Origin of the sequence: Ferrovibrio sp. (assembly GCF_019636075.1) — a bacterium.
Classification (GTDB): Bacteria; Pseudomonadota; Alphaproteobacteria; order Ferrovibrionales; family Ferrovibrionaceae; genus Ferrovibrio.
Genome location: NZ_JAHBYG010000004.1, coordinates 60,083 through 86,010 on the forward strand (window position 1 = coordinate 60,083; position 25,928 = coordinate 86,010).

At 63.9% G+C, this 25,928-nt stretch carries 23 protein-coding genes; 7 read left to right on the forward strand and 16 right to left on the reverse strand.

Annotated elements, in window-relative coordinates:
• The 6 genes from KF827_RS03165 to KF827_RS03190 all read left to right on the forward strand — a co-directional run bounded on the left by KF827_RS03165 (position 1) and on the right by KF827_RS03190 (position 7,290).
• Positions 1-819, forward strand: coding sequence for a ParA family protein (locus KF827_RS03165; RefSeq protein WP_290999933.1), 819 nt, complete (start codon positions 1-3; stop codon positions 817-819).
• A 182-nt stretch (positions 820-1,001) separates the two neighbouring features.
• Positions 1,002-1,961 carry a ParB/RepB/Spo0J family partition protein gene (locus tag KF827_RS03170; RefSeq protein WP_290999936.1) on the forward strand — a complete coding sequence of 320 codons (960 nt, stop codon included), beginning with the start codon at positions 1,002-1,004 and terminating at the stop codon, positions 1,959-1,961.
• A 539-nt stretch (positions 1,962-2,500) separates the two neighbouring features.
• Positions 2,501-3,856 (forward strand): ammonium transporter, encoded by a 1,356-nt coding sequence (locus tag KF827_RS03175; RefSeq protein WP_290999939.1) that lies wholly within the window; start codon positions 2,501-2,503, stop codon positions 3,854-3,856.
• A 206-nt stretch (positions 3,857-4,062) separates the two neighbouring features.
• Positions 4,063-5,562 (forward strand): circularly permuted type 2 ATP-grasp protein, encoded by a 1,500-nt coding sequence (locus KF827_RS03180; RefSeq protein ID WP_290999943.1) that lies wholly within the window; start codon positions 4,063-4,065, stop codon positions 5,560-5,562.
• Complete coding sequence (locus KF827_RS03185; RefSeq protein ID WP_290999945.1) at positions 5,562-6,503, forward strand: alpha-E domain-containing protein; 942 nt, start codon at positions 5,562-5,564, stop codon at positions 6,501-6,503. The genes KF827_RS03180 and KF827_RS03185 overlap by 1 nt, the downstream gene beginning before the upstream one ends.
• A 49-nt stretch (positions 6,504-6,552) precedes the next feature.
• Positions 6,553-7,290: a peptidase gene (locus KF827_RS03190; protein WP_290999947.1), complete on the forward strand. Its 738-nt coding sequence runs from the start codon at positions 6,553-6,555 to the stop codon at positions 7,288-7,290.
• Between the two features lie 304 nt (positions 7,291-7,594).
• On the opposite strand, the gene KF827_RS03195 is transcribed toward KF827_RS03190, so the two are convergent.
• Together KF827_RS03195 and xth are read right to left on the reverse strand one after the other, a co-directional pair.
• Positions 7,595-8,254 carry a PA14 domain-containing protein gene (locus KF827_RS03195; protein ID WP_290999950.1) on the reverse strand — a complete coding sequence of 220 codons (660 nt, stop codon included), beginning with the start codon at positions 8,252-8,254 and terminating at the stop codon, positions 7,595-7,597.
• Positions 8,255-8,291: 37 nt separating this feature from the next.
• The gene (gene xth, locus KF827_RS03200) at positions 8,292-9,146 is read right to left on the reverse strand and encodes an exodeoxyribonuclease III (protein WP_290999955.1); all 855 of its coding nucleotides are present in this window, start codon (positions 9,144-9,146) and stop codon (positions 8,292-8,294) included.
• 159 nt (positions 9,147-9,305) lie between these two features.
• Between xth and KF827_RS03205 the strand changes: the two genes are divergently transcribed.
• Positions 9,306-9,539 (forward strand): hypothetical protein, encoded by a 234-nt coding sequence (locus tag KF827_RS03205; RefSeq protein ID WP_290999958.1) that lies wholly within the window; start codon positions 9,306-9,308, stop codon positions 9,537-9,539.
• 27 nt (positions 9,540-9,566) lie between these two features.
• Here the strand turns inward: KF827_RS03205 and KF827_RS03210 are convergent, their stop codons facing one another.
• From KF827_RS03210 to KF827_RS03275, 14 genes are all read right to left on the reverse strand, one after another.
• Positions 9,567-10,280, reverse strand: coding sequence for a hypothetical protein (locus tag KF827_RS03210; RefSeq protein WP_290999963.1), 714 nt, complete (start codon positions 10,278-10,280; stop codon positions 9,567-9,569).
• Between the two features lie 27 nt (positions 10,281-10,307).
• Positions 10,308-11,387, reverse strand: a complete 1,080-nt coding sequence (gtdA, locus tag KF827_RS03215) for a gentisate 1,2-dioxygenase (protein ID WP_290999966.1) — start codon at positions 11,385-11,387, stop codon at positions 10,308-10,310.
• Positions 11,388-11,420: 33 nt separating this feature from the next.
• The gene (locus tag KF827_RS03220; RefSeq protein ID WP_290999969.1) at positions 11,421-12,230 is read right to left on the reverse strand and encodes an SDR family oxidoreductase; all 810 of its coding nucleotides are present in this window, start codon (positions 12,228-12,230) and stop codon (positions 11,421-11,423) included.
• 284 nt (positions 12,231-12,514) lie between these two features.
• Complete coding sequence (gene hslU / locus KF827_RS03225) at positions 12,515-13,843, reverse strand: ATP-dependent protease ATPase subunit HslU (RefSeq protein WP_290999972.1); 1,329 nt, start codon at positions 13,841-13,843, stop codon at positions 12,515-12,517.
• The gene (hslV, locus tag KF827_RS03230) at positions 13,843-14,400 is read right to left on the reverse strand and encodes an ATP-dependent protease subunit HslV (protein ID WP_290999975.1); all 558 of its coding nucleotides are present in this window, start codon (positions 14,398-14,400) and stop codon (positions 13,843-13,845) included. The genes hslU and hslV overlap by 1 nt, the downstream gene beginning before the upstream one ends.
• 94 nt (positions 14,401-14,494) lie before the next feature.
• Positions 14,495-14,761 (reverse strand): type II toxin-antitoxin system RelE/ParE family toxin, encoded by a 267-nt coding sequence (locus KF827_RS03235; protein ID WP_290999978.1) that lies wholly within the window; start codon positions 14,759-14,761, stop codon positions 14,495-14,497.
• Complete coding sequence (locus KF827_RS03240; RefSeq protein ID WP_290999981.1) at positions 14,745-14,957, reverse strand: ribbon-helix-helix domain-containing protein; 213 nt, start codon at positions 14,955-14,957, stop codon at positions 14,745-14,747. Before KF827_RS03240 ends, KF827_RS03235 begins: the two co-directional genes overlap by 17 nt.
• A gap of 53 nt (positions 14,958-15,010) precedes the next feature.
• Positions 15,011-19,549: a glutamate synthase large subunit gene (gltB, locus tag KF827_RS03245; protein ID WP_290999984.1), complete on the reverse strand. Its 4,539-nt coding sequence runs from the start codon at positions 19,547-19,549 to the stop codon at positions 15,011-15,013.
• 16 nt (positions 19,550-19,565) lie between these two features.
• Positions 19,566-21,011 (reverse strand): NAD(P)-dependent oxidoreductase, encoded by a 1,446-nt coding sequence (locus tag KF827_RS03250; protein ID WP_290999987.1) that lies wholly within the window; start codon positions 21,009-21,011, stop codon positions 19,566-19,568.
• 295 nt (positions 21,012-21,306) lie between these two features.
• Positions 21,307-22,458: an acyltransferase family protein gene (locus tag KF827_RS03255; RefSeq protein WP_290999990.1), complete on the reverse strand. Its 1,152-nt coding sequence runs from the start codon at positions 22,456-22,458 to the stop codon at positions 21,307-21,309.
• 3 nt (positions 22,459-22,461) lie between these two features.
• Positions 22,462-22,824 (reverse strand): antibiotic biosynthesis monooxygenase, encoded by a 363-nt coding sequence (locus KF827_RS03260; protein ID WP_290999995.1) that lies wholly within the window; start codon positions 22,822-22,824, stop codon positions 22,462-22,464.
• A 57-nt stretch (positions 22,825-22,881) separates the two neighbouring features.
• Complete coding sequence (locus KF827_RS03265) at positions 22,882-23,856, reverse strand: complex I NDUFA9 subunit family protein (RefSeq protein ID WP_290999998.1); 975 nt, start codon at positions 23,854-23,856, stop codon at positions 22,882-22,884.
• A 365-nt stretch (positions 23,857-24,221) separates the two neighbouring features.
• Complete coding sequence (locus KF827_RS03270; protein ID WP_291000001.1) at positions 24,222-24,893, reverse strand: flagellar hook assembly protein FlgD; 672 nt, start codon at positions 24,891-24,893, stop codon at positions 24,222-24,224.
• A gap of 11 nt (positions 24,894-24,904) precedes the next feature.
• Entirely contained in the window at positions 24,905-25,927 is a 1,023-nt protein-coding gene (locus KF827_RS03275; protein WP_291000004.1) for a flagellin, read from the reverse strand.
• Between the last annotated feature and the right edge of the window lies 1 nt (position 25,928).

The following is a 25,928-nucleotide window of genomic DNA, read 5'->3' on the forward strand; positions in this document are numbered from 1 at the left end:
ATGGAACATACCGCGACACAGCCGCAGCGGCTGGCCCGGGTGTTGGCGATTGCCAACCAGAAGGGCGGCGTGGGCAAAACCACCACGGCCATCAATCTGGCCACCGCCCTGGCGGCGGTGGGCGAAAAAGTGCTGCTGATCGACAGCGACCCCCAGGGCAATGCCACCACCGGGCTGGGCGTGGCCCATGAGGATCGCGGCCAGGGCACCTATGAATTGCTGATCGGCGAGGCCAGCTTCGCCGAGACCATCCATGCCACCCAGGTGCCCAATCTCTCGATCATTCCGGCCACCATGGAATTGTCCGGCGCCGAACTGGAGCTGATGGATTTGGATCGCCGCCAGCATCGCCTGGCCGATGCGCTGGATGCCGCCGGTGCCGATCTCGATTACGATCATGTGCTGATCGATTGTCCGCCTTCGCTCACCCTGCTCACCGTCAATGCCATGGCGGCGGCCGATGCGGTGCTGGTGCCGCTGCAATGCGAATTCTTCGCGCTGGAAGGTTTGAGCCAGCTGCTGCGCACGGTGGAGCGTGTGCGCTCCTCGCTCAATCCGGCGCTCGAAGTGCAGGGCGTGGTGCTCACCATGTTCGACAAGCGCAACAACCTGTCTGAGCAGGTTGCCGCCGATGTGCGCGGCTTCCTGGGCGACAAGGTTTACGACACCGTGATCCCGCGCAACATCCGCCTGTCGGAAGCCCCCAGCCATGGCGTGCCGGCGCTGATCTACGATCTGCGCTGCCCGGGCTCCACCGCCTATCTGGCCCTGGCGCGCGAAGTGATGCGCCGCGAACGCGCCCTGCGCGACGCGGCTTGAGGCGGTCATGCCGCCGCTTATAGCCACTTTATCCGATACCGATGATCGCAATCGGCATGACAGCATGCTGCTGGAAAATATCCGCCGTGAAGGGCGCCCGTTTTGAAGCCGGAGGCAGCCAATCTGCTACGGTTGGCGGTGATGCCCGATTTAATCCTAGAAGCTGAAAAAGATTTGCAAACATGATCGACGATCCGAAGAAGCGCTTGCCGGAAAAGCCGAGAGGTCTGGGCCGCGGCCTGGCAGCCCTGATGGGCGATGCGCCCGCCTCTGCTGCTGCGCCGGCCGCCGATCCGCGCGGGGCGCTGCGCGACTATCCCATCGAGCAACTGATCGCCAATCCCTATCAGCCGCGCAAGATTTTCGATGCCGATGCGCTGGCCACCCTGGCGCAATCCATCAAGCAGCGCGGCGTGCTGCAGCCGCTGGTGATCCGTCGCGCTGCCGGCAAGCCGGGTGTGTATGAGATCATCGCCGGCGAACGCCGTTGGCGGGCGGCGCAGCTGGCCAAGCTGCATACCGTGCCTGCCGTGCTGCGCGAGATCGACGACCGCCAGGCGCTCGAGATCGGTATCATCGAAAACGTTCAGCGCGAAGACCTGAACGCCATCGAAGAAGCGTCCGCCTATCGCCGCCTGCGCGATGAATTCGCCTATACCACCGAGATGATCGCCGAGGCGGTGGGCAAGAGCCGCGCCCATATCGCCAATACGCTGCGCCTGCTGCAATTGCCGGAGGATGTCGTGCGCATGATCTCCGAAGGCGAGATCACCGCCGGCCAGGCGCGCCCGCTGATCGGCCATCCGCAGGCCTCGCAGATCGCCCTGCGTATCCGCCAGGGCCAGCTCTCGGCGCGCGAGGCGGAAAACCTGGTCAAGCTCAGCCGTGCCGGCAGCAGCAATGCCGGCGCCGGTCCGCGCCCGCGTTCGGCCGGGGTGGCCGAGCCCGCGCCGCCGCCGCCTGCGGCCAAGCCGGCCCGCAAGGATGCCGATACCCTGGCCTTCGAGCGCGATGTCACCCAGGCGCTCGGCCTGAAGGTGGAAGTGGAGGCCGACCCGAAAGGCGAAACCGGCCGCATGGTGATCCACTACCAGACCCTGGAACAGCTCGACGACCTGGCCCGCCGCCTCAGCCGCCGCTGAGGCGCATATACACATGGCTCAGCCGTCGCTGAGGCGCAGATACACCTGCCTCAGCCGCCGCTGAGGCGCAGATACATATATATTATGACCGGGAGCGCTGTTCCCCGGGCAGCCCAAAGTGCCGGCAATGCAGCTTCCAGGGCCGAAAGCTGCTTGGTTTCGCTTCCAGCGGTGATACAATCCAGCCAACAAAAGCCTATTTTTTGCTCACCGCCACAATTTTAGCATAATTTTTGACCGGCTATGCGGCGGTATGAGCAAAAAGCCGGCGCCGAGGCAATGGGTCCGGTGGTGGATTCAGGGCTGAATCGCCTTTGAATCGCGTCTGACCCACAATTTGTTGCGGTGCACATGCCGAGGCGGTTTCTGGCACGCTTCTTGTAACTCCCAGTTCAGGCGCGTGCCGGGTGGGCTGGCCGCTGCGGAGCAATCGAGATGCCCTCGCACTATCCCCGCATGGGGGGTGAGGGAGGCATCGAGGAGCATCCGGGCGGCGGCCGGCGGTTGGTGCGGGTCCATCAAGCAGGAGGTCTTCGACTATGCCACGTCTCACCGTTTCGGCGATCCCCGCCGTTTCCCGGACTCAAGGAAGCCAGCTCGGCTGGCTGTTGCTCGCGTTGGCGGCCATGCTGGCGCTGACGCCGTTCCATGCTTTCGCCGCCGATGAGGCGCCGAAGCTCGATTCCGGCGACACCGCCTGGATGCTCACCTCCACCGCCCTGGTGCTGATGATGACCATCCCGGGCCTCGCGCTGTTCTACGGCGGCATGGTCCGCAAGATGAACGTGCTCACCATCATGATGCAGTCCTTCGCCATCACCTGCCTGGTGAGCGTGCTGTGGATGATCATCGGCTACAGCCTGGTCTTCTCGGAAGGCAATGCCTTCATCGGCGGCTTCGGCAACCTGTTCCTGTCCGGCGTTGCCATCGACAGCGTGAACGATCTGGCCAAGACCATTCCGGAAACCGTGTTCCTCACCTTCCAGATGACCTTCGCCATCATCACCCCGGCGCTGATCACCGGTGCTTTCGCCGATCGCATGAAGTTCTCGGCGCTGCTCTGGTTCACCGCCTTGTGGCTGATCTTCGTCTACGCGCCGATTGCCCACATGGTGTGGGGCGGCGGCCTGATGGGCGAGATGGGCGTGCTCGATTTCGCGGGCGGCACCGTGGTGCACATCAATGCCGGCGTGGCCGGCCTGGTGGCCGCCATCGTGCTCGGCAAGCGTGCCGGCTACGGCAAGTCGGCCCATGCGCCGCATAATCTGACGCTGAGCATCATCGGCGCCTCCCTGCTGTGGGTCGGCTGGTTCGGCTTCAATGCCGGCTCGGCTGCCGGTGCCACCACCAATGCCGGCATGGCCATGCTGGTCACCCAGATCGCCACCGCTGCTGCGGCGCTCGCCTGGGTGTTCGCCGAGTGGATCACGCGCGGCAAGCCCAGCGTGCTGGGCATCGTGTCGGGTGCCGTGGCCGGCCTGGTCGCCATCACCCCGGCTGCCGGCTTCGTGGATCCCATGGGCTCGCTGATCATCGGCATCGTTGCCGGCGTGATCTGCTTCATCGCCTCCACCAGCGTGAAGAACGCCCTGGGCTACGACGACAGCCTGGATGTGTGGGGCGTGCATGGCGTGGGCGGCATCGTCGGTGCGGTTCTCACCGGTGTGTTCGCCAAGGCCGCGATTGCCGGCAAGGACGAGCCGCTGGGCCTGCTGGACGGCAATGCCGGCCAGGTGCTGACCCAGGTCTATGGTGTGATCATCACCATCGTCTTCACCGCGATCGTCACCCTGATCCTGCTGAAGATCATCGATTGGACCATCGGTCTGCGTGTCGACGAGGCTACCGAGCGTGACGGCCTCGATATCAACTTGCACGGCGAGACGGTGCAATAAGACACGCACACTTGCGGCCCGGACCGACACACCCACCCGTCGGCCCGGGCCGCATCTTTTCGGCCCCCCCTCTTTCATCCCACCCCCCTCTTTCATCTAACATTGCCGCCCGATATAGTCTTACGAACGAGAGTTCGTCGGATTAGGTTCAATCTTGCCGTCAAGGGGCCGCCAGTTGCGCCGGCCGATCGGGGGAGAGTGACGCGATGCCGGCCTTCGATGAGATGACCGATGCCGCGGGTGCCATCCGCGCCCCCTATCGCGGCTATGCGCAATGGCTGCAAACCGCGCAGAGCGACCGCCTGCAGCAGCGGCGCCATGAAGCCGATACCCTGTTTCGCCGCCTGGGCATCACCTTCGCGGTCTATGGCGAAGGCGGCGATACCGAACGCCTGATCCCCTTCGATATCGTGCCGCGCATCCTCTCGGCCTCCGAATGGGCGCGCCTGCGCCGCGGGCTGGAACAGCGCGTGAAGGCGCTGAATGCCTTCCTCGACGACATCTACCACGACAAGGCGATCCTGCGCGAAGGCAAGATCCCCGCCGACCTGATCACCGGCAACGAGCAATACACCGCCGCCATGGCCGGCTTCAAAGTGCCGCATGGCATCTACAGCCATATCGCCGGCATCGACCTGGTGCGCACCGGCGAGGATGAATTCTTCGTGCTGGAGGATAATGCCCGCACGCCCAGCGGCGTCTCCTACATGCTGGAGAACCGCGAAGCGATGATGCGCCTGTTCCCGGAATTGTTCGGCGCCGTGCGCGTCGCCCCGGTGGGCCATTATCCCGATGCATTGCTGCAGACCCTGCGCGAATGCGCGCCGCCGAATTGCAACGACGAACCCACCGTCGCCCTGCTCACGCCCGGCGTGTTCAACTCGGCCTATTTCGAACATGTGTTCCTGGCCGAGCAGATGGGCATCGAGCTGGTGGAAGGCTCGGACCTGGTGGTGCGCGACAACCGCGTCTACATGCGCATGGTGGGCGGGCTGAAGCGCGTGGACGTGCTGTATCGCCGGCTCGACGATGCCTTCCTCGATCCCCAGGCCTTCCGCAAGGATTCGATGATCGGCGTGCCGGGCCTGTTCGCCGCCTACAAGGCCGGCAACATCACCATCACCAATGCGGTGGGCACCGGCGTGGCCGACGACAAGTCGATCTACCCCTATGTGCCCGAGATGGTGCGTTTCTATCTGGCGGAAGAGCCTTTGCTGGCCAATGTGCCGACCTACATTCTGCGCCGGCCGGACGATCTGAAATACACGCTCGAACATCTGCCCGAGCTGGTGGTGAAGGAAGTGCATGGCTCCGGCGGCTACGGCATGCTGGTGGGCCCGCGCAGCAGCAAGGCCGAGATCGAGGCCTTCCGCGCCAAGATCATCGCCAAGCCGGAAGCCTATATCGCCCAACCCACCCTGGCGCTCAGCACTTGCCCCACTTTCGTGGACCAGGGCCTGGCGCCGCGCCATGTGGATCTGCGGCCCTTCGTGCTGTCGGGCAACACCACGCGCATCGTGCCCGGCGGGCTTACCCGCGTGGCGTTGCGCGAAGGCTCGCTGGTGGTGAATTCCAGCCAGGGCGGCGGCACCAAGGATACCTGGATCCTGGAGCCCGGGCCGCTCGACGCACCGCCGGCAGATATGCAGGCCGCAGACACGCCAACGGGCCAGGCGCAATCGCAAACCAGCAGCGGGGCCGTGTGATGCTCAGCCGCGCCGCCGACAATCTCTACTGGATGATGCGCTACGTGGAGCGCGCCGAAAACATGGCGCGCATGCTGGATGTCACCCATCGCATGAGCCTGATGGGCGCCGATGCCGGCATGAACCAGTGGAATGCCACGCTGATCATCGCCGGTTGCGAAAAGCCGTTTGCCTTGCGCGGCGGTGCCGCCAGCCCGCGTTCGGTGATCGATTTCCTGGCCTTCGAGCGCGAGAATCCCTCTTCCATCGCCGCCTGTCTGTTGGCCGCGCGCGAAAATGCCCGCGCCATGCGGGCGCAAATCACCAACGAGGCCTGGGAAAGCATCAATGCCGCCTGGCTGGAAATGCGCACGCTCTCGCTCGACAAGGTGGAAAGCGATGGCCTGCGCGGCTTTTTCGACTGGGTGCGCGACCGCTCGCATCTGTTTCGCGGCGTGGCGGAAGGCACCATGCAGCGCGGCGATGCCTATCGCTTCATGCGGCTCGGCACGCTGATCGAACGCGCGGATTCCACCGCGCGAATCCTGGATGTGAAATACCATATCCTGCTGCCATCCTCGAAGGATGTGGGCGGCGCGGTGGATTATTATCAATGGGGCGCGCTGCTGCGCTCGGTATCGTCTTTCCGCATCTATCGCCAGATCTACCGCGATGCCATCACCCCGCTGCGGGTGGCCGAATTGCTGGTGCTGCGCGACGACATGCCGCGCAGCCTGCATGCTTGCTTCGGCGAGATCGTGGAGATTCTCGACGAGCTGCGCCGCGATTACCGCCGCGATTTTCCCTCGGTGCGGCTGGCCGAACGCATCCTGATGCAATTGCGCTATGGCAGCATCGACGACATCCTGTCGGTCGGCCTGCACGAATATCTCACCGAGGCGATCGATCGCAATATCGAACTGGGCGTGGCGATCGCGCAGGATTTCATGCATACGGCATAAGCATCGGACCGGCCTGAATGAGTCCGAATCCTAGGGAGTTTCCAGCATCATGACCTATTGCGTCGGCCTCAATCTCGACGAAGGCATCGTCATGCTCGCCGATAGCCGCACCAATGCCGGCGTCGACAGCATCGCCACCTTCGGCAAGATGCATCTCTGGCAGCAACCCGGCGAGCGCGTGCTGGCCCTGGCCACGGCGGGCAATCTGTCGCTCAGCCAGTCGGTGGTGTCGCTGCTGCGCGATGGTTTCACCGATGCCGATGGCAAATCCTACGATCTGATGCTGGCCACCCGGATGTTCGAGGCCGCCGGCATGGTGGGGGCTGCGATCCGCGAAGTGGCGCGCCGCGATGGCGAGGCGCTGAAGGAAAACGGCATCGAGCCCAATCTCACCATGCTGTTGGGCGGCCAGATTGCCGGCCGGCCGCCGCAAGTCTACATGCTGTATTTCGCCGGCAATTTCATCCGCGCCACCCGCGACACGCCCTATCTGCAGATCGGCGAAGCGAAATACGGCAAGCCGATCCTGGATCGTGTGATCGTGCCGGAAACGCCTTTGCTGCAGGCGGCGAAATGCGCGCTGATCTCGATGGACAGCACGCTGCGCTCCAATATCTCGGTGGGCCTGCCGCTGGATCTGCTGATCCTGCGCAAGGACGAATTCAAGCCCGCCCTGCATCGCCGCATCGATGCGGAAGATCCGTATTTCAACGATATTCGCCGCCGCTGGGGCGAAGGCTTGCGCTCGGTTTTCGCCACCGTGCCGGATCCTGATTGGGGCCTATAGGCGCTTCTCTTTACTGTCATGCCCGGATTTAGTCCGGGCATCCATCGTTGGGTAATGGCGCGGCGTTGGGCATGGACCCTCGGCCAAGAACGCGACTTGGGTCCGAGGGTGGCGGTCTTGGGTGGTTTCTCTGCCCGTCATGCCCGGATTTATTCCGGGCATCCATCATTGGGTAATGGCGTGGCGTTGGGTATGGACCCTCGGAACAAGTCCGAGGGTGACGGAAGAAGAAAAGCCGGCATAGATCCTCGGCCGAGAATGCCTTGGGTCCGAGGGCGAGGAAAGCGGTCGAGGAAAGCGGTGCTTACTTCGGCACATGCATCAAGGCACTGGCCGGGATGATGCTCATGTTGTTGGCATTGGGCGGCTGCCAGAAGAATTGCAGCGTGGCGGTGTTGCGTTTCTGGAAATACTGCATGGTGATCGGATACCAGCCCGGCGCGGCGATATCCAGCGCCACCGGATTGGCCATCGCATCGGCATGCACGAAGGGATCTTCCAGCACCATCTTGCCGCCGATATAGATGCGGATGCCATCGTTGGAATTCACGGTGATGTGGTAGGTGCCCGGCTTGTCGAAATTGATGAAGCCGGTGAACACCACGCCGAAGAATTGGAAATCCTGGCTCTCCCACATCACGCCGCTGCCCGACATTTCGTCGATCGGCGCCACCGGCTTGCCCGGGCGGCCCTTGGCCATCTCGGCCGGTTTGTCCAGCGAGGGCATGTCGTTGATATGGTCGTAGCGGCCATGGAAATACATCGTGGCCAGGCCGGGCTTCAGGCTGGCCGCGGCGGGCTGCGGCATGGCCGGCTTGACCGCATCGGCGGAGAAGGTGACTTCCTTACCCTTGCCGCCGCCGGCGCCGCTGGCGCAGCCGGCAAGCGCCAGCATCATGGCCGCAACGACAAATCGTTGAACCTTCAGAATCCGCCCGATTTGCCAGGGAAAGCTGAGACGCATGGGAAAGCCCTCTCGAAAGTCATGACCTGCGGAAAATCTAACCCCCCGTGGCCGCCAAATCCAGCGTTGCCAGCACGGGCGCGTGGTCGGAGGCCTTTTCCTTGCCGCGCATGGCCTTCACCACCTGACAGCCTTTCAGCGCCGGCGCCAGATCGGGGCTGAGCCAGACATGGTCCAGCCGGCGGCCCTTGTCGGCCTTCTCCCAATCCGGCGAACGATAGCTCCACCAGCTATACAGCTTTTCGCTGGGGCCGACGAAATGCCGCATGGCATCCAGCCAGCCATGGGTTTTCTGCAGCGCCAGCAGGCCTTCGGTTTCGACCGGCGTATGGCTCACCACATCAAGCAGTTGCTTGTGCGACCAGACATCGCTTTCCAAGGGTGCGATGTTGAGATCGCCCACCAGCACATGGCGTTTGCCCTTGCGGCCCAGGCCTTTCGACCAGGCCGTCATCTCCGCCAGCACATCCAGCTTATGCTGGAACTTGTCGTTCTTTTTCGGATCGGGAATATCGCCGCCGGCCGGCACATAATAATTGTGGATCACCGTGCCATCGGGCAGGCGCGCGGCGATATGGCGTTTGTCGTCGCGCCCCACCAGCTTGCGGGCCTCGGCCAGTTCGATGGGAAAGCGCGCGAAGATCGCCACGCCGTTATAGCCCGGCTGGCCCTGGATCAACCGATGCGCATAACCGTGCTGCACGAACAGGTCGTGGGGAAATTCGCTGTCGCGCACCTTGGTTTCCTGCAGGCACAGGATATCGGGAGCATATTGCTGCAGAAACCCATGCATCAGATCCTGGCGCGCACGCACCGAATTGATGTTCCAGGTCGCCAGGGTCAGCGCCCGCTTGGGAAAGTCTGTCTCTGTCTTGGGTTTTTTCGCAGCCATCGGCATCCTCATACGATGGCATGATGGTAGCGGATCGACCCGCGCAGGCAAAGTGTCGCACCTGGTTGCTTTTATGCGGCAATTGCCCATTCTCACCGTAACGGAGTTTCACCGTAACAGAGCGGCGCCGCAGCCGCCCGCCGGGATTGGAGTAGCCCCATGCATTCGCGCGCCGACCGTATTTTCGCCATCGCCATCACCCTGGCCTTGCTGGGTGCGTTGCTGGGCGCGGCCTATATGGCCTGGCGTTTCTGGTTCGGCATGCAGCAGGATCTCGATCCGGCAGCGGTTATCCCGATGATCCTGGGCGTGGTGCTCAGCCTGGTGCTGGGCGGCATCGTGGTGGCGATTTTCCTCTATGGCCGGCGCCAGGAGATCGGCACCAGGGATTGAAAAATCCGGGATTGAAAAAATCCTGGATTAAAAAATCCGATAGCTGCCGCCCACCAGGCCGAGCGGCCAATGGCCGCGTTCGAACAGCCGGAATTTCAACGCGAATGGGTGCTGCCCATCTGCCTCCAACGCATCGCCCAGCAAGGCCTGCGCGGCCAGCACCAGGGCGGCTTGCTGCGTTGCCTGCATGGCGGCCTGGATGCCGGCTTCCAGCAGATCGTCATCGGCGAAGCCGGCGGCATCCATCAGGCCTTCCAGCTTTTCGCGCACGGCCTCGGTGGCCCGCGTGCCGGCATGGTTCAGCGCCACCAGCAGATCGTGTTCCGATACATCGCGTTCGGCCAGGCTTTCCATCAGCGCCTGCATCGCCTGTTCCTCGGTCTGCCAGAGTTCGGCATCCCAATCCGGTTCGCGGATGATATCGCTCAAGGCCTGCCAGCCATCGGGCCGGTCGATCTGCGGATCGAACACGCCGATGGCGGCGCAATACTCGTTCAGCAATGCGATATCGGCGCGTTGCAACGGCTGGCCGCAGGCGCCGAACCAGTCGATGCCGCCGGCCAATTGCGCCAGGCGGGCAATCGCGCGCAGGGCATCCACATCATCTGCGGCAACCGATGAATCTTCATCATCGTCGGATGCATCGCCCTCCATCCCATCATCATGGGAGGGATACAGCGCGTCGTCTTCGGGTTCGTCATCGTCGTTGGCAACGATAAAGCGCGGCGGCCGGTTATTCATCGCGGGTTACTCATCGTTAGCTGTCCATCACTGGCGGTTGCCGCGGCTTTCGCGCCACAGCCCCAGCTTCTTCTGCACCGCGCGGTCCGAATAGCTGAACAACACCGCATCGCCATTGGGCGCATGATGGCTGTGCTTCACCCAGCTCGGCACCACGAACACATCGCGCTTGCGCCAATCGTAGCGCTGGCCGCCGATCATGCTGTAACCCTCGCCCTCCACGATGCTGAACACCGTGGCATCGGTGGATTGATAGCTGTCGCCATCGAAGCCCTTGGGTAGCAATTGCATGAAGGTGGCAATCGTCGGCATGGCGTAATCGCCGGTGACGGGATTGACGTATTGCACCTTCAGGCCATGGATCGGATCCCATTCCTGGCTGCGGCGCATGGTTTCCAGCGCCTCGCGGGTGCGGCGATAGGGATAGTTGAAAACCGGCGAGCTGAGCCGCGGCGATTCATAATCCAGCGGCAGCAGGCCATTGCCATAGCGCGCCAGAGCATCGCCGGCCGGCCGGGTCTGCGGATGCATCTCTTCCGGATAGCGTTCCAGGAAAGAGCAATCCAGCGCCTGGATCAGCGGAATGTCGAGGCCATCCATCCACACCATGGGCTTGTCGCTGTCGTTGCCATGGTCGTGCCAGGTCCAGGAGGGTGTGATCACGAAATCGCCTTCCTCCATGATGGTCTTTTCGCCATCCACCGCCGTGTAGGCGCCCGAGCCTTCCACCACGAAGCGCAGGGCGGATTGCGCATGGCGGTGCGAGGGCGCCACTTCGCCGGGCAGGATCAGCTGCAGCCCGGCATAGAGCGAGGTGGTGATGCGCGACTGGCCGGGCATGCCGGGATTTTCCAGGATCAGCACCCGGCGCTCGGCCTCGCGCGCGGTGATCAACGCGCCGGCTTCCATGATATAGGGCCGCACATCGTCGTAATGCCACAAAGCCGGCTGGCAGGCGCTTTTGGGTTCCTTGATCACCAGCGCGCTCAGCACTTCCCAGAGCGGCGCCAGCTTGCTGCCGCCGATCCGCTGGTAATAGGCCTGGCGCGCCTGCTGCACGCTGGGTTCAACAACGCGGCCAGAATCTGCGACGAGAGGGCTGTTCATCGGATGCTCCTGTAATCTCGGGGTCGGTCGTTTTTATCGTTGGGCGAGGTGGTTTGCTTCCACCCCCGCCTGGAAATAATACGGCGAAAACGCTTCCCGCGTCGCCTGCCGCAATGTCGCAATATCCCAGGGCCGCTCCAGCCGGGCAATGCGCCGGGTTTCGCCGCCGATCTGCACGCCGCCCTGGCCCAGCAACCATACCGCGCGGTCGTGGCAGAGAAAAACCTGCCCCGACGGGCCGTCGCTTTCGGCCGCGCAGAGCCAGGCCGCCACGATGGCGGCATCCTCCGGCGCACAGCCATCCAGCGGCAGCAGCAGGTTGGCGCGCAGGCCGCGCGGCGCCAATTCGCGCGCCAGGGCCCGCACCAGGCCCAGCAATCCGGCATTGGCGGCGGCCCGGGCGGCGCCATCCTCGGCGCCGAAAATCCCCGAGGCATGGCCGATGAACAGCAGGCAGCCATCCCGGCGCAACACCGGCGCGGCGGCGGCGGCCAGGTAATAGGCCTGAAACAGCGGATCGCGCAAAGCGGCCTCGGCGGCCCAGGGTTCGGCCGCCAGAATGCCGCCGGTATCGGGTTTTTGCTGCGGCGCATGCACCAGGGCATCCAGCCCGCCGAAAGCCGCCCGGGCCTCGGCCACCGCGCCGGCGGCGCTGTCCCAGGCGCCATAGCCCCGGCCCCAGACCGGCAGGCCCAGCGCTGCCGCCAGGGCCGCATCCCCGGCAGGATCGCCTTCCGGCCGGGCCAGCAGCACGGCCTCGCTAAAGCCTGTCAAAACCTTGGCCAGGGCTGGCATTACCGGCGCGTCTCCGGCCAGCAGATAGCTGCGCGGGGGATTTTTCATGGGCCCCGATTTAGGCCTTAAGCCGTTATGCGGCAAGAAAAAAAGCGCCCGGTGGTCCAAAATCGGGGGGATGGACCAACCGGGCGCTGGCTTCGCGCGTCGGGGGAAGACGCGGTAAGCTGGCATGATGCGAATGGGGGGATGCACCATGCCGAAGGCGGAGAGGAACTCCACCATGACTCGCATATGGGTGCGAAAAATCGCTTTGCCAAGCCGGTTTGCCGATCACGAAGTCGCTACCGGGCCTGGATCGCCCGGTTTGTGACCCCTATCACGCTCTGTAATCAGAGGATGAATTTGCTCAGATCGGTGTTTTTCGCCAGGTCGCCCACCCGGGTATTCACATAGGCGGCGTCGATTTTCAGCGTCTGGCCGCCATGGTCGCTGGCGGCGAAGCTGATCTCCTCCAGCACGCGCTCCAAAATCGTGTGCAGCCGGCGGGCGCCGATATTCTCCACGCCCTCATTCACCGCCGCCGCCAGGCCGGCAATCGCATCGATGCCATCGGGGGTGAAATCCAGCCGCACATCCTCGGTGCCCAGCAGCGCCACATATTGCTTCAGCAGGCTGGTTTCCGGCTCGGTGAGGATGCGCTTGAAGTCGTCCTTGCTCAGGCCCTTCAATTCCACGCGGATCGGCAACCGGCCCTGCAATTCCGGCAGCAGGTCGGATGGCTTGGCGATATGGAAGGCGCCAGACGCGATGAACAGCACATGGTCGGTCTTCACCGGGCCATGCTTGGTGTTCACGATGGTGCCTTCGATCAGCGGCAGCAGATCGCGCTGCACGCCTTCGCGGCTCACATCGCCGCCGCCGCGATATTCGGTGCGGGCGCAGATCTTGTCGATCTCGTCGATGAACACGATGCCATTCTGCTCCACCTGGCTGATGGCTTCCTTCACCAGGCTGTCCTGATCCAGCAGCTTGTCGCTTTCCTCCTGGGTGAGCGCACGCATGGCATCGGCCACGGTGGTTTTGCGCGGCTTGCGCCGCCCGCCGCCCAAAGCCTTGCCCAGCACATCCTGCAGATTCATCATGCCCATCTGGCCGCCGGGCATGCCGGGAATCTCGAATAGCGGCAGGCCGCCCCCCAGGCCGCCGCTGCCGCCATCCGACAATTCGATCTCGATCTCGCGGGCATCGAGTTCGCCCTCGCGCAGCAGCTTGCGGAATTTCTGCCGCGTATCGGCGCTGGCCTTGTCGCCCACCAGGCTATCCAGCAGGCGCTCCTCGGCGGCCAGTTCGGCGCGCGCGGTCACTTCCTTGCGCTTGCGTTCGCGCACCATGGCGATGCCGGTTTCCAGCAGGTCGCGGATGATCTGTTCCACATCGCGGCCGACATAGCCCACCTCGGTGAACTTGGTGGCTTCCACCTTGATGAAGGCGGCGCCGGCCAACCGCGCCAGGCGGCGCGAAATTTCGGTCTTGCCCACGCCGGTGGGGCCGATCATCAGGATATTCTTCGGCAGCACATCCTCGCGCAACGCCTCGGGCAATTGCTGCCGGCGCCAGCGGTTGCGCAGGGCAACGGCCACGGCGCGCTTGGCATCATGCTGGCCGATGATGAAGCGGTCGAGTTCCGACACGATCTCGCGCGGCGAAAAATCGGCCATTACAGTTTCTCCCCACTCAACTTTTCGAGCGTGACGTTGGTATTTGTATAGACGCAGATATCGGCGGCGATGCCCATGGCGCGGCGCGCGATGGCTTCCGCATCCATGTCGTCGCGGTCGATCAGCGCACGCGCGGCAGCCAAAGCATAATTGCCGCCCGAGCCGATGCCGATCAGCCCGTCTTCCGGCTCCAGCACATCGCCATTGCCGGTCAGCACCAGGGAAACGCTGGCATCGGCCACCGCCATCATGGCTTCCAGGCGGCGCAAGTAACGATCCGTGCGCCAATCCTTGGCCAGCTCCACGCAGGCCCGCGCAAGCTGCCCGGGATGGCGCTCCAGCTTGCTTTCCAGCCGCTCAAACAAAGTGAAGGCATCGGCGGTGGCGCCGGCGAAACCCGCCAGGATGCTGCCATCGCCCAGCCGGCGCACCTTGCGCGCATTGGCCTTAATCACGGTCTGCCCCAGGCTCACCTGGCCATCGCCGGCAATCACCACCTGGCCATTCTTGCGCACCGCCAGAATGGTTGTGCCATGCCAGCTCTTGTCGTCGCTCATGCTCGTTCCTCTATGCAGGAAGCCAACATGTAGGGTGGTCGCGCGCCGGCTGCAAGGTACTGGAAGGATACTGGGGTGGGATTAGGATGGCGGGCTATTCGTAAACGGCGCTGCGATGGCCTAGGCCAACCACATGTACCACCAGCCGGTCTGCCTCCAGAGAGCAGATGACGCGAAAATCGCCGATGCGATAACGCCATAAGCCTTTCATATCGCCCCGCAAGGGCTTGCCCAACTGTGTGGGATCGCTCTGTCGTGCAACACGCTGATCCAGATAATCGAGAATTTCACGCTGCCAGCGGCGGTCTAGCTTGGCAATTTGCTTTTCAGCTGTGCGGCTAAACTCAATGGTCCAGGCCAAGTTTCTTCCGCAAAGCCTTGATGCCGATGCGCGGTTCGCGACGCGCCAAAACTGCTTTTGCCAGGGCAATATCTTCGCGGTCTTCCAGATATTGCTGGATAGCGCGTTCCACGAAATGGCTCTTCGACCGCTTTGTAGCGCGAGCTAGCGCCTCCAGGCGGCGTTCAGTTTCCGGTTTGATGCGAACGGTCAGCATAACGACGACATTATGCCGCCGTTATGTCGAATCCTCAAGTCTATATTGCCTGCTTACGCCCGCTTGGCCTGCTGGGCATCCGAGAGCGGGTGCTGCAATCGTGCGATCATTTCCTTCGGGCAGACCTGCCAGATCTTGGTGCGGGTGTTTTCCCAGTCGCTGAACAATTCCGCTGCATAGGCGGATTGGGTTTCGCGCACATGCTCCTCGATCATGCCGCGCAGCACGCCGTCCCAATAGGATGACGCGATGCGCTGATACACCACGCTCTCGTCGTTGATCGAGATCGGCAGGGTGTTGTCGGGGTCATACACGAAGGCCATGCCGCCGGTCATGCCGGCGGCGAAATTGTCGCCCACGGCACCCAGGATGGCCACGCGGCCGCCGGTCATGTATTCGCAACCGTTGGAGCCGCAGCCTTCCACCACCGCCAGCGCGCCGGAATTGCGCACGCAGAAGCGTTCGCCGGCCTGGCCGGCGGCAAACAGTTTGCCTGCCGTGGCGCCATACAACACGGTGTTGCCGATGATGGTGTTGGCCTGGGTCTGGCCGACCAGCGGCGAAGACGGCGCCGGCCGCACCACCACCATGCCGCCCGAAAGCCCCTTGCCCACGTAATCATTGGCATCGCCGAACACTTCCAGCTTCAGGCCCTGCACGGCGAAGGCGCCGAGCGACTGACCGGCCGAACCGGTGAGGCGCACGGTGATATGGCCGGGCTTGAGGCCGGTCATGCCGAATTTGCGCGTGATATGCGACGACAGCCGGGTGCCGATGGCACGATGGGTGTTCTGGATATTGTAGGCGAGCTGCATCTTCTCGCCATGGCCAAACACCGGCGCTGCATCCTTCACCATCTGGGCATCCAGGGTGTCGGGCACTTCGTTGCGGCCCACCTGCGTGCAATAGCGCGCATAATCGCCGGCATCGGCCTGGGCCAGAATCGGGTTCAGGTCGAGATCGTCGAGATGCTGGCCGCCGCGGCTCACCTGGGTGAGCAGATCGGTGCGGCCGATGATCTCGTTCAAGCTGCGCACGCCGAGCGAGGCCAGCAATTCGCGCACCTCTTCGGCGATGAAGCTGAACAGGTTCACCACCTTCTCCGGCGTGCCGGTGAATTTCTGCCGCAGCGCATCGGCCTGGGTGCACACACCCACCGGGCAGGTGTTGGAATGGCATTGCCGCACCATGATGCAGCCCATGGCCACCAGGGCTGCCGTGCCCACGCCGTATTCCTCGGCGCCCAGCATGGCGGCGATCACGATGTCGCGGCCCGATTTCAGGCCGCCATCGGTGCGCAGCTTCACGCGATGCCGCAGCTTGTTCAGCGTCAGCACCTGATTCACTTCGCTCAGGCCCATCTCCCACGACGTGCCGGCGTATTTCACGGATGTTTGCGGCGAGGCGCCGGTGCCGCCCACATGGCCGGAAATCATCAGCACATCGGCTTTTGCTTTCGCCACGCCGGCGGCGATGGTGCCGATGCCGGCTTCGGAAACCAGCTTCACGCAGACATAGGCTTCCGGGTTGATCTGCTTGAGGTCGTAGATCAACTGGGCCAGGTCTTCGATGGAATAGATATCGTGATGCGGCGGCGGCGAGATCAGCATCACGCCGGGCGTGGCATGGCGCAGCTTGGCGATCAGCTCGGTCACCTTGAAGCCGGGCAACTGCCCGCCCTCGCCGGGCTTGGCGCCCTGGGCCACCTTGATTTCCAGCTCGCGGCAATTGGTCAGGTATTCGGCGGTGACGCCGAAGCGGCCCGAAGCAATCTGCTTGATCGCCGAATTGGCATTGTCGCCATTCGGGCGCGGCTTGAAATTCTCCGGTGCCTCGCCGCCTTCGCCGGAATCCGACTTGGCGCCGATGCGGTTCATGGCGATGGTCAGCGTCTCATGCGCTTCCGGCGACAGCGCGCCCAGCGACATCGCAGCCGAAACGAAACGCTTGCGGATTTCGGTGACGCTTTCCACCTGCTCGATGGGAATCTTCGGGCCGGCCGGGCGCAGTTCCAGCAGGTCGCGCGGGGCGATCGGCGGCAGGTCGCGCAGGCCAAGCGTATATTTCTTGAACAGCGCGTAGTTTTCCGTCGCCACTGCGGTTTGCAGCATGTGGATCAGGTTGGCTTCCCAGGCATGCGCCTCGCCGCCGCGCCGGTAGCGGTAAATGCCGCCCACCGGCAAGGCGAGCACGTCGCCGCGCCAGGCCTTTTCATGCAATTCGAGAACCTTCTTCTGGATGCCGTCATACCCGATGCCGGAAATGCGCGACGGCATGCCGGGGAACAGGTCGGCCACCAGCGAACGGCTAAGGCCCAGCGCCTCGAAATTATAGCCGCCGCGATAGGACGAGATCACCGAGATGCCCATCTTGCTCATCACCTTGAGCAGGCCGCCATCCACGGCTTCCTTGAAGCGATGAATGGCTTCCTCGGCGCTCAGCTTGCCGAGCAGGCCGCGATTGACGCGGTCCACCAGGCTTGCTTCGGCCAGGTAGGCATTCACCGTGGTGGCGCCCACGCCGATCAGCACGGCGAAGTAATGCACGTCCAGGCATTCCGCCGAACGCACGGTGATGGAGGTGAAGGTACGTAGGCCCTGGCGCACCAGATGGCTATGCACCGCGCCCACCGCCAGGATGGTGGGGATCGCCGCGCGTTCGGCGCTCTGGCCTTCATCGGTCAGCAGCAGATGGCCGGCGCCGCCGCGCACGGCATTCTCGGCCTCGGTGCGGATGCGCTTGATGGCATCGCGCAGGCTGGCATGGTCGCCGCGCGCCTGTTCGATGGCGGGAAAGGTGATGTCGATCCGCGTGGTGGTGGCTTCGGTGTATTTCAGCACCCGGGCCAGATCGGCATTGCTCAGCACCGGGCTTTCCAGCAGCAGGATTTTCACCTGCTGGGCATCCTCGTCCAGCACGTTGTTCAGATTGCCCATGCGGGTGCGCAGGCTCATCACCCGCTTTTCGCGCAAGCTGTCGATGGGCGGGTTGGTCACCTGGCTGAATTGCTGGCGGAAGAAATGATGCAGGCCGCGATATTGCTCGCTCAGCACGGCAATGGGCGTATCGTCGCCCATGCTGCCCACGGCTTCCTTGGCGTCTTCCGCCATGGGCTGCAGGATCAGCTCCATATCTTCCAACGTCAGGCCGGCGCCCAGTTGCGCGCGGCGCAGCGCATCGCGGGTGAAAACCGGGCCGCTGGCCGGCGCATCCTTGATCTTGTCCAGCGTGGTGATGTTCTTCACCCACTCGCCGTAAGGCTGCTCGGCGGCCAGGCGGTCCTTGATCTCACGATCCTTGAACAGCCGGCCCTTCTTCAGATCCACGGCGATCATCTCGCCCGGCCCCACGCGGCCCTTGGCCACCACGCGGCTTTCCGGCACCGGCACCATGCCGGCTTCCGAACCGATCACCAGCAGCTTGTCGGTGGTGATGGTGTAGCGCAAAGGCCGCAGGCCGTTGCGGTCCAGGCCGGCCACGCACCAGCGGCCATCGGTGGCGCAGATCGCCGCCGGGCCGTCCCACGGTTCCATCACCGAATTGCCGTAGGAATACAGGTCGCGATGCGCCTCGGGCATGGTGGATTTGTTCGACCAGCTTTCCGGGATCAGCAGGGTCTTCACCATCGGCGCGGTGCGGCCGGCGCGTACCAGCACTTCGAACACCGCGTCTAGTGCCGCCGAATCCGACGAGCCGGATTGCACGATGGGCTTGATGTCGTCGGAATATTCGCCGAAGGCGTCCGCCGACATCTTGATCTCGTGGCTCTTCATCCAGTTGATATTGCCGCGCACGGTGTTGATCTCGCCGTTATGGGCAAGCATGCGGAACGGCTGCGCCAGCTTCCAGGTGGGGAAGGTATTGGTGGAATAGCGCTGGTGATAGATGGCGAACATCGAGACGAAGCGTTCGTCCTTCAGGTCGGGATAGAAATTGTCGAGCTGCTCGGCCAGGAACATGCCCTTGTAGATCACGCTGCGGCAGCTCATCGAGCAGATATAGAATTCGGTGATATGCGCGGCCAGCACGGCTTTCTCGATGCGGCGGCGGATCAGGAACAGCTCGCGCTCGAAAGCCGCGTCGTCATGGCCCAAGCGGTTCTCGATCAGCACCTGCTCGATCTCGGGCCGCGTGGCATTGGCCTTTTCGCCGATGATGGTGGCATCCACCGGCACCTGGCGCCAGCCATAGATGCCATGGCCGAAATCCAGGATCGCGGTCTCCACGATGGTGCGGCAGGTTTCCTGTGCCGCCAGGTCGGTCTTGGGCAGGAAAACCTGGCCCAGGCCCAGCTTGCCCTCGCCCGGCTCGAAGCCGGTGCGGCGCACATGCTCGCGGAAGAAATCCTGCGGGATCTGCACATGGATGCCGGCGCCGTCGCCGGTCTTGCCATCGGCATCCACGGCGCCGCGATGCCATACCGCCTTCAGCGCCTTGATGCCGGCCACCACCACATCGCGGCGCGGCTGGCCATCCAGCGAACAGACCAGGCCGACGCCGCAGGCATCGCGCTCGTCGGTGGGATCGTACATGCCCTCGGCCGCCAGCTTGGCGGCTTCGGCTTGATAGCGGGAGACGTATTGATCGGTCATGGCTGGCTCCCTTCACTCACTCGGCGGCGGCGGCAGAGGGTGCCGCCTTGGCCTGGATATAACGATGGATCGAATCCGCGGCCTCGCGGCCATCGCGCACCGCCCACACCACCAGCGAGGCGCCGCGCACGATGTCGCCGGCGGCATAAACGCCCGGGATCGACGTGGCATGGCTGCGGGCATTGGCCTTCACCGTGCCCCAGCGGGTGACTTCCAGATTCGGTGCCTTGAAGCCTGCCGGCAGATCTTCCGGGTCGAAGCCCAAGGCCTTCACCACGATATCGGCGGGCTGGTCGTAATCGGCGCCTTCGATCTCCACCGGGCTCTGGCGGCCCGAGGCATCCACCGGGCCCAGCTTCATCCTGCCCACGCGCACGGCGGAAACATTGCCCTCGCCATGGAAGGCGCGCGGCAGGGTCTGCCAGGAGAATTCCACGCCCTCTTCCTCGGCATTCTTCACTTCGCGCATCGAGCCCGGCATGTTGGCCTTGTCGCGGCGATACAGGCAATGCACGGCGGCCGCGCCCTGGCGGATGGCGGTGCGCACGCAATCCATCGCGGTATCGCCGCCGCCGATCACCACCACGCGCTTGCCCTTGGCATCCAGCGCGCCGCTCTCGAAATCCGGCACCGCATCGCCCAGGCCATGCTTGTTGCTGGCGGTCAGGTAGGTCATCGCCGGCACGATATTGCTCAAGCCTACGCCGGGCGCCTGGATATCGCGCGCCTTATACACCCCGGTGGCGATCAGGATCGCGTCATGCTTCTTGCGCAGATCGTCCAGGCTGGCATCGCGGCCGACCTCGAAATTCAGATGGAACACCACGCCGGCCTCGCGCAGCAAAGCCGAGCGGCGCTCCACCACGCTCTTTTCCAGCTTGAAATTCGGGATGCCATAGATCAGCAGGCCGCCCGGGCGGTCGTAGCGGTCATACACATGCACGGCATAGCCCAGGCGGCGCAGCTTGTCGGCAGCCGCCAGGCCGGCCGGGCCGGCGCCGATGATGCCCACCGATTGCGGGCGCTCGCCATGCAGCGGCTTGGGCGCCTTCACCCAGCCATTGGTGAAGGCGGTTTCGGTGATGTATTTCTCGATCGAGCCGATGGTGACGGTGCCATGGCCGGATTGCTCGATCACGCAATTGCCTTCGCACAGACGGTCCTGCGGGCAGATGCGGCCGCAGATTTCCGGCATCGAGTTGGTGGCCGACGACAGCTCGTAGGCCTCTTCCAGCCGGCCCTCGGCGGTCATGCGCAGCCAGTCGGGGATATTGTTGTGCAAGGGGCAGTGAACCTGACAGAACGGCACGCCGCATTGCGAACAGCGCGAGGCCTGCTGGCCGGCCTTCTCGGCGGCGAATTCCCGGTAGATCTCGTCGAAATCCTGGGCGCGCTCGGCGGCTGCACGCTTGTCGGGCATCGACTGGGCCAGAGACACGAATTTCAACATTTTCTCGGCCATGGCCGGATGCTCCTGGGGCGAAAGCAAGACGTGCAGGGGGCGAAGGTAAGACGTGCAGGGGGCTGGGGGCAGGCAACGCCCGGCGCGCAGGGTTATGCCGCTGCAGGCCGGTCTGGCCCTGCTTTTATTATCCAACCGAGTCTTCTGCAAGCAAAAAATCACCAATAGGACAATATTACTGACCTATTAATGAATCCGATACGCGCAGCCCAACCGGCATCAGCACGCGGGCAGGGTGTTGTGGGCGGTATATAGTTCCGTTTCGGTCCTATTATTCGTCTTGAATTTCAATACATTAACGGGGTGATGCGGCTCTGAGGCCAAAAAATGGGCGGAGCCAGGGCAACCGCCGCACCAGAGCAAAGCCAAGCCAGCAGGCCAGGGCAGTGGCGCCCAGGATCACCGCCATCTCGGCCAGGGCGGACAGCCCGGCATCGCGCAGGCCATGGCCCACCAGCACGATCACGGTCTGGTGCAGGATATAGAAGGGAAACACCGCCTCGGTGAGATAGCGCCGGGCCGGGCCGTCATGGTTCAGCCAGATCTGCGCAAAGCCCAGCAGGGCCAGGATCAGGCCCCATTGCTGCAACGCCCAGGCGGCATCGCGCAGCGGCACCAATGCCGCCGGCTGCCACCCGAACCGCCAGAGCAGCAGCCCGCCATAACCCGCCAGGCCCAGCCCCAGGGCCGGCCAGCGCAGGGCGCGGATGCCGGCCCATATAGCCGGCTGCCGGGCGATCAGGAAGCCGAACAGGAACAGCCCGCCATAGGCGGCATGCAGATACCAGTCATCCACCAGGGCATGGCTTTGGCCGAAGATCGGCCGCAGCCAGATCCGCAGCCCGGCCAGCAGCAGCCAGGGCAGCAGCAGCAGGCGCCAGCCACGCAGCCACCCGGCCAGTCCGGCCTCCATGGCCGGCCAGATGCCGCCGGGCAGCGCAGTGCGCGCCAGCAGCACCAGCATCGTATAGGCCCACAGATAGGGCACGAACCACAGGTGATTCCAGGTCGGCACCAGCAAGGGCTGCCCGCCCGGCCGCCAGCCATCGTAAAAGCTCAGATAGGCGATATAGAAATCCAGCCAGGAGCCGGCATAGCCCAGCTTCTCCACGATCTCGCAATAAGTCTGCGGCGGCACGATCACCAGCATGCCGAAAACCAGCGGCAGCAGCAGGCGCCTGCTGCGTTGGCCGATCAGGGCGCGCATGCTCGGCCCGGCCTTGTCGGCCATGAAGCGCGTGGCCACGCCGGCAATCAGAAACAGCAGGCTCAGCCGCCAGGGATTGCTGAGCAGCATCAGCGGTTCGATCAGCGGCCCGGCATGGCGGCTTTTCACATGCCAATCCCAGGTCACGAAGAACATGCCGATATGGTAGAAAATCAGCAGGCCGAACGCGATGATGCGCAGCCAATCCAGATCGAAGCGCCGCTCCGCCACGGGCGTCATGGCTCAGCTTTCAGACCTCGCATCATGGTGAACCGCGCGGCTGTCGTCGGGCGCCTGGGCGCGGTCGTTGAGGCCGTAATCGCGCAGCACCTGGGCCACCCGCAAACGGTAATCGGCGAAAATGCCGCCGCGCCCGGCTTGTTGCGCGGCACGATGAACCGACAGGTTGCGCCATTGCTGCACGGCCTGCTCGTCGCGGAAAAACGAGATCGACAGCATCTTGCCGGGATTGGTGATGCTCTGAAACCGCTCCACGGAAATGAAGCCGTCGATCTGCTCCAGCTCGCCGCGCAGCCTGGCGGCGATATCCAGATAGGCATCGCGCCGGCCATCGGCCGGGGTCACTTCAAAGATGATGGCGATCATGGGGCCTCCCGCCGTTCTTTCGCGCCAGTATAGCGGAAAAAAGCGGGGGGCGGCGGATCAGCTGAAACGCGGCTCGAATTTGCCGCCGCCGCGGCGGAAGCGGATCAGCCAGGTGTCGATCAGGCCCTCGGCCGGGCGCGGCGCGATGCCCAGATCGGCAAAGCCCGGGGCGCCCGCGGTCGCCACATTGTCAGACCCCAGCAGGGTGATCTGGTCACGGGTGATCGGCGCCTTGAACGGCAGCGGCAGGATTTCGAACACCCAAGCCAGCGGCTTCAGCAGCGCACCCGGCACCGGCAGCAGCAGGCGCTTCTTCTGGATCGTATCCAGGGTCAGCCGCATCAATTCGGCGAAGCTGTACACTTTCGGCCCGCCCAGCTCGAAGGTCTTGCCGGCGGCGCTGTCCAGGGTCAGCGCGCGCAGGGCGGCCTCGGCCACATCGCCCACATAGACCGGCTGGAATTTGGTCTGTCCGCCATCGATCAGCGGCAGCGCCGGCACGAAACCGGCCATGGCGGCAAAGCGGTTGAAGAAGTCGTCCTCGGGCCCGAAAATCACGCTGGGACGCAGGATCACGGCGCCCGGCATATGCTTGCGGATGCCGGCCTCGCCGGCCGCCTTGGTCTGGGCGTATTTGGAGGGGCTTTCCGCATCGGCGCCGATCGCCGAGAGATGCACAAGCTGCTTCACCCCGGCTTCCTTGGCGCATTTGGCAATCACTTCGGCGCCGAAAGCCTGCACGGCGTTGAAACGCTGCGGCCCGCCCTCGGCCAGGATGCCCACGCAATTATAGGCGTAATCGGCGCCTTTCAGCGCATTGGCCACCGAAACCGGCACCCGCACATTGGCCTGCACGATCTGCACCTGGCCAACCTGGCCCATCGGCTTGAGAAACAGCCCCTGATCCGGCCGGCGGATCGCCACCCGCACGCGCGCCCCCTGCTCCACCAGCCGCTTGACGATATACCGGCCGACAAAGCCGGAACCGCCGAAAACCACGACAAGCTTGTTATGCAAGGCAGAATGCGACATGGGGAAAACTCCGCGCCGGGGCATGGTCACAGGGGGTGTTGCGTTGCGCCGCACTATACCCGATCCGGCGCCGCAGCCAATGCTTCGGATTGACCGCCTGAGGGGCTGGGCCTGGGGGGCGACGAAAGAAGAAGAACCAGGCATGGACCCAATCTCCCACAGCGTCACCCCCGGATTTATTCCGGGGGTCCATCTTTCAGCGGCTATGCTGCGTTGGGCATGGACCCTCGGCCAGGAGTGCTGCCTGGGTCCGAGGGTGACGGACTAAAATAGTGTCGGGCATGGCCCCTCGGCCAGGAGTGCTGCCTGGGCCCGAGGGTGACGGTTGGGGCGGAAGGCCAGGAGTGCCGCCCCGGCCCGGCCGGTCAGGTCGGCTTGCGGGCCAGCACCACGTCGTCGGGGTCGATGGCGAGCTGGCCCACCACCAGATAGGTGCTGCCATTGATGGTTTCCACCGCGTCCACCACGCCGCGCACCAGGGTGTCGGTGGTCAGCGCGGTGCCGCTGCTGTCCTTGGCCACCACTTCCAGGGTGTAGAGGCCGCCATCGCTTTCGGTGCCGCCATCGCTGTTGCTGCCGTCCCAGTCGAAATCATGGCGGCCGCTGCTGGCATCGCCGGTGGTGGTGTAGACTAGGCTGCCGCTGGAATCGTAGACATTGAGGGTGACGCTGGAGGCGCCGCTGGGCACGCCGTAAGACCAGCTGGCCACGCCGTCTTCCAGGTAAGTGGTGTCGCCCGGCGCCTGCACCTCCTGGCCGATATAGGCCAGGGCATCGGAGGCCTTGCCGCTGGTCAGGGCTGCGAGGATTTCTTCCAGTTTGCCGGTCTGCTGAATCTGCTGCTCCACCTGGGAGAACTGCACCAGCTGCGAGGTGAATTCCTTCGGGTCCATCGGATCGGTGGGATCCTGGTTCTTCAACTGCGTGGTGAGCAGTTTGAGGAAGGTCTCCATATCGGCGGTGAGCGTATTGCTCGCCGTGCTGGTGGAAGACGTGCTGGTGCTGGCGGTGCTGGTGCTGGAGGAAATCGTGGTCATGGCGCGGCTCCTTATTTCAGATAATTGACGAGCGAAAGCGAGAAGCTGTCGGACAGCACCGCATAGGTGGCTTCCAGGGATGCCTGCAGGCTTTTGATATTCACCGACACTTCCGCCACATCGGCTTCCTGGATGCCGGCGATACGCTTTTTCAGCAGGTCGGTGTTGCTGGCATGGCGGCTCTGCACCTCGGTGAGGCGCTGCTGCACATAGCCATTCTCCGATGCGGTGGTTTGCAGCGAGGTGATGGATGTGCGCAGTTGCTTCAGCGCGTCGTCCACCCGGGTCTGGTAATTCGCCGGATCGCCGGAGATATCGGCGGTGGCATCGCGGAAGCGCACCAGCGCGTCGATCACCTGCTGGATGCCGGGATCGGTGGCGGCGATGCCGTAGCTCACGCGCTCGTTGTCGTCCACATACAGCGCGATGCCGTCGGTGTCGTAGAAATTATCCTGCGATGCGGCCGCGCTGTTCAGATAGGGCGGCTGCGGGCTGCTGGCGGCATCGGTGGCCACGCTGAGCGGATCGTCGTAGCCCGTATCGCCCGGCACGGCACCGGCGGCATATTGCGTGGGGATCGAGGAAAGCTGGCCGCTGATCGGCGCATCGCCGTAATTGCCGCCGGAAAACAGATAGCGGTCGCCATCCTTCACCAGCAGCGCCGAACCGATCTGATCCAGCAGTGCATTGGCCTGGCTGGCGGGGGCGGAGGTGGCGGCAAAGGTGGTGTCGCGGTTCTTGATCATCAGGTCCATCGCCTCGGTGGCGATGTCGATGATGCGCTCCATGCTCACGGTGTAGAGCGATACGCGGTTCTGCACCGTGGTGGTGCCGCTCTGATAGGCGCTGGAGGCGGAAAGCTGGTTCTTCAGCCAGCCGAGTTCCTGCGCCTGGGATGCCACGCCCACCAGGCCGTTGCTTTTCAGGCCCGAGGAAAGCTGCGCATTCTGGGTGTTGAGCTGGCTGTTGAGCTGCTTGATGATCTGGGTGGCGGCCAGGTTGCGCGCCAGTTGCGTGGTGCCGGTGACAGCCATG

What these genes read in the sequence shown, in the direction of transcription:
- KF827_RS03195 (WP_290999950.1), bottom strand. Translation starts at nt 8,254, where the DNA reads ATGCGTCTCAGCTTTCCCTGGCAAATCGGGCGGATTCTGAAGGTTCAA.
- KF827_RS03275 (WP_291000004.1), bottom strand. Translation starts at nt 25,927, where the DNA reads ATGGCTGTCACCGGCACCACGCAACTGGCGCGCAACCTGGCCGCCACC.
- KF827_RS03265 (WP_290999998.1), bottom strand. Translation starts at nt 23,856, where the DNA reads ATGTCGCATTCTGCCTTGCATAACAAGCTTGTCGTGGTTTTCGGCGGT.
- KF827_RS03180 (WP_290999943.1), top strand. Translation starts at nt 4,063, where the DNA reads ATGCCGGCCTTCGATGAGATGACCGATGCCGCGGGTGCCATCCGCGCC.
- gtdA (WP_290999966.1), bottom strand. Translation starts at nt 11,387, where the DNA reads ATGAACAGCCCTCTCGTCGCAGATTCTGGCCGCGTTGTTGAACCCAGC.
- gltB (WP_290999984.1), bottom strand. Translation starts at nt 19,549, where the DNA reads ATGACCGATCAATACGTCTCCCGCTATCAAGCCGAAGCCGCCAAGCTG.
- KF827_RS03210 (WP_290999963.1), bottom strand. Translation starts at nt 10,280, where the DNA reads ATGAATAACCGGCCGCCGCGCTTTATCGTTGCCAACGACGATGACGAA.
- KF827_RS03220 (WP_290999969.1), bottom strand. Translation starts at nt 12,230, where the DNA reads ATGAAAAATCCCCCGCGCAGCTATCTGCTGGCCGGAGACGCGCCGGTA.
- KF827_RS03260 (WP_290999995.1), bottom strand. Translation starts at nt 22,824, where the DNA reads ATGATCGCCATCATCTTTGAAGTGACCCCGGCCGATGGCCGGCGCGAT.
- KF827_RS03250 (WP_290999987.1), bottom strand. Translation starts at nt 21,011, where the DNA reads ATGGCCGAGAAAATGTTGAAATTCGTGTCTCTGGCCCAGTCGATGCCC.
- KF827_RS03185 (WP_290999945.1), top strand. Translation starts at nt 5,562, where the DNA reads ATGCTCAGCCGCGCCGCCGACAATCTCTACTGGATGATGCGCTACGTG.
- KF827_RS03165 (WP_290999933.1), top strand. Translation starts at nt 1, where the DNA reads ATGGAACATACCGCGACACAGCCGCAGCGGCTGGCCCGGGTGTTGGCG.
- KF827_RS03175 (WP_290999939.1), top strand. Translation starts at nt 2,501, where the DNA reads ATGCCACGTCTCACCGTTTCGGCGATCCCCGCCGTTTCCCGGACTCAA.
- KF827_RS03205 (WP_290999958.1), top strand. Translation starts at nt 9,306, where the DNA reads ATGCATTCGCGCGCCGACCGTATTTTCGCCATCGCCATCACCCTGGCC.
- KF827_RS03270 (WP_291000001.1), bottom strand. Translation starts at nt 24,893, where the DNA reads ATGACCACGATTTCCTCCAGCACCAGCACCGCCAGCACCAGCACGTCT.
- KF827_RS03190 (WP_290999947.1), top strand. Translation starts at nt 6,553, where the DNA reads ATGACCTATTGCGTCGGCCTCAATCTCGACGAAGGCATCGTCATGCTC.
- hslU (WP_290999972.1), bottom strand. Translation starts at nt 13,843, where the DNA reads ATGGCCGATTTTTCGCCGCGCGAGATCGTGTCGGAACTCGACCGCTTC.
- hslV (WP_290999975.1), bottom strand. Translation starts at nt 14,400, where the DNA reads ATGAGCGACGACAAGAGCTGGCATGGCACAACCATTCTGGCGGTGCGC.
- xth (WP_290999955.1), bottom strand. Translation starts at nt 9,146, where the DNA reads ATGGCTGCGAAAAAACCCAAGACAGAGACAGACTTTCCCAAGCGGGCG.
- KF827_RS03240 (WP_290999981.1), bottom strand. Translation starts at nt 14,957, where the DNA reads ATGCTGACCGTTCGCATCAAACCGGAAACTGAACGCCGCCTGGAGGCG.
- KF827_RS03170 (WP_290999936.1), top strand. Translation starts at nt 1,002, where the DNA reads ATGATCGACGATCCGAAGAAGCGCTTGCCGGAAAAGCCGAGAGGTCTG.
- KF827_RS03255 (WP_290999990.1), bottom strand. Translation starts at nt 22,458, where the DNA reads ATGACGCCCGTGGCGGAGCGGCGCTTCGATCTGGATTGGCTGCGCATC.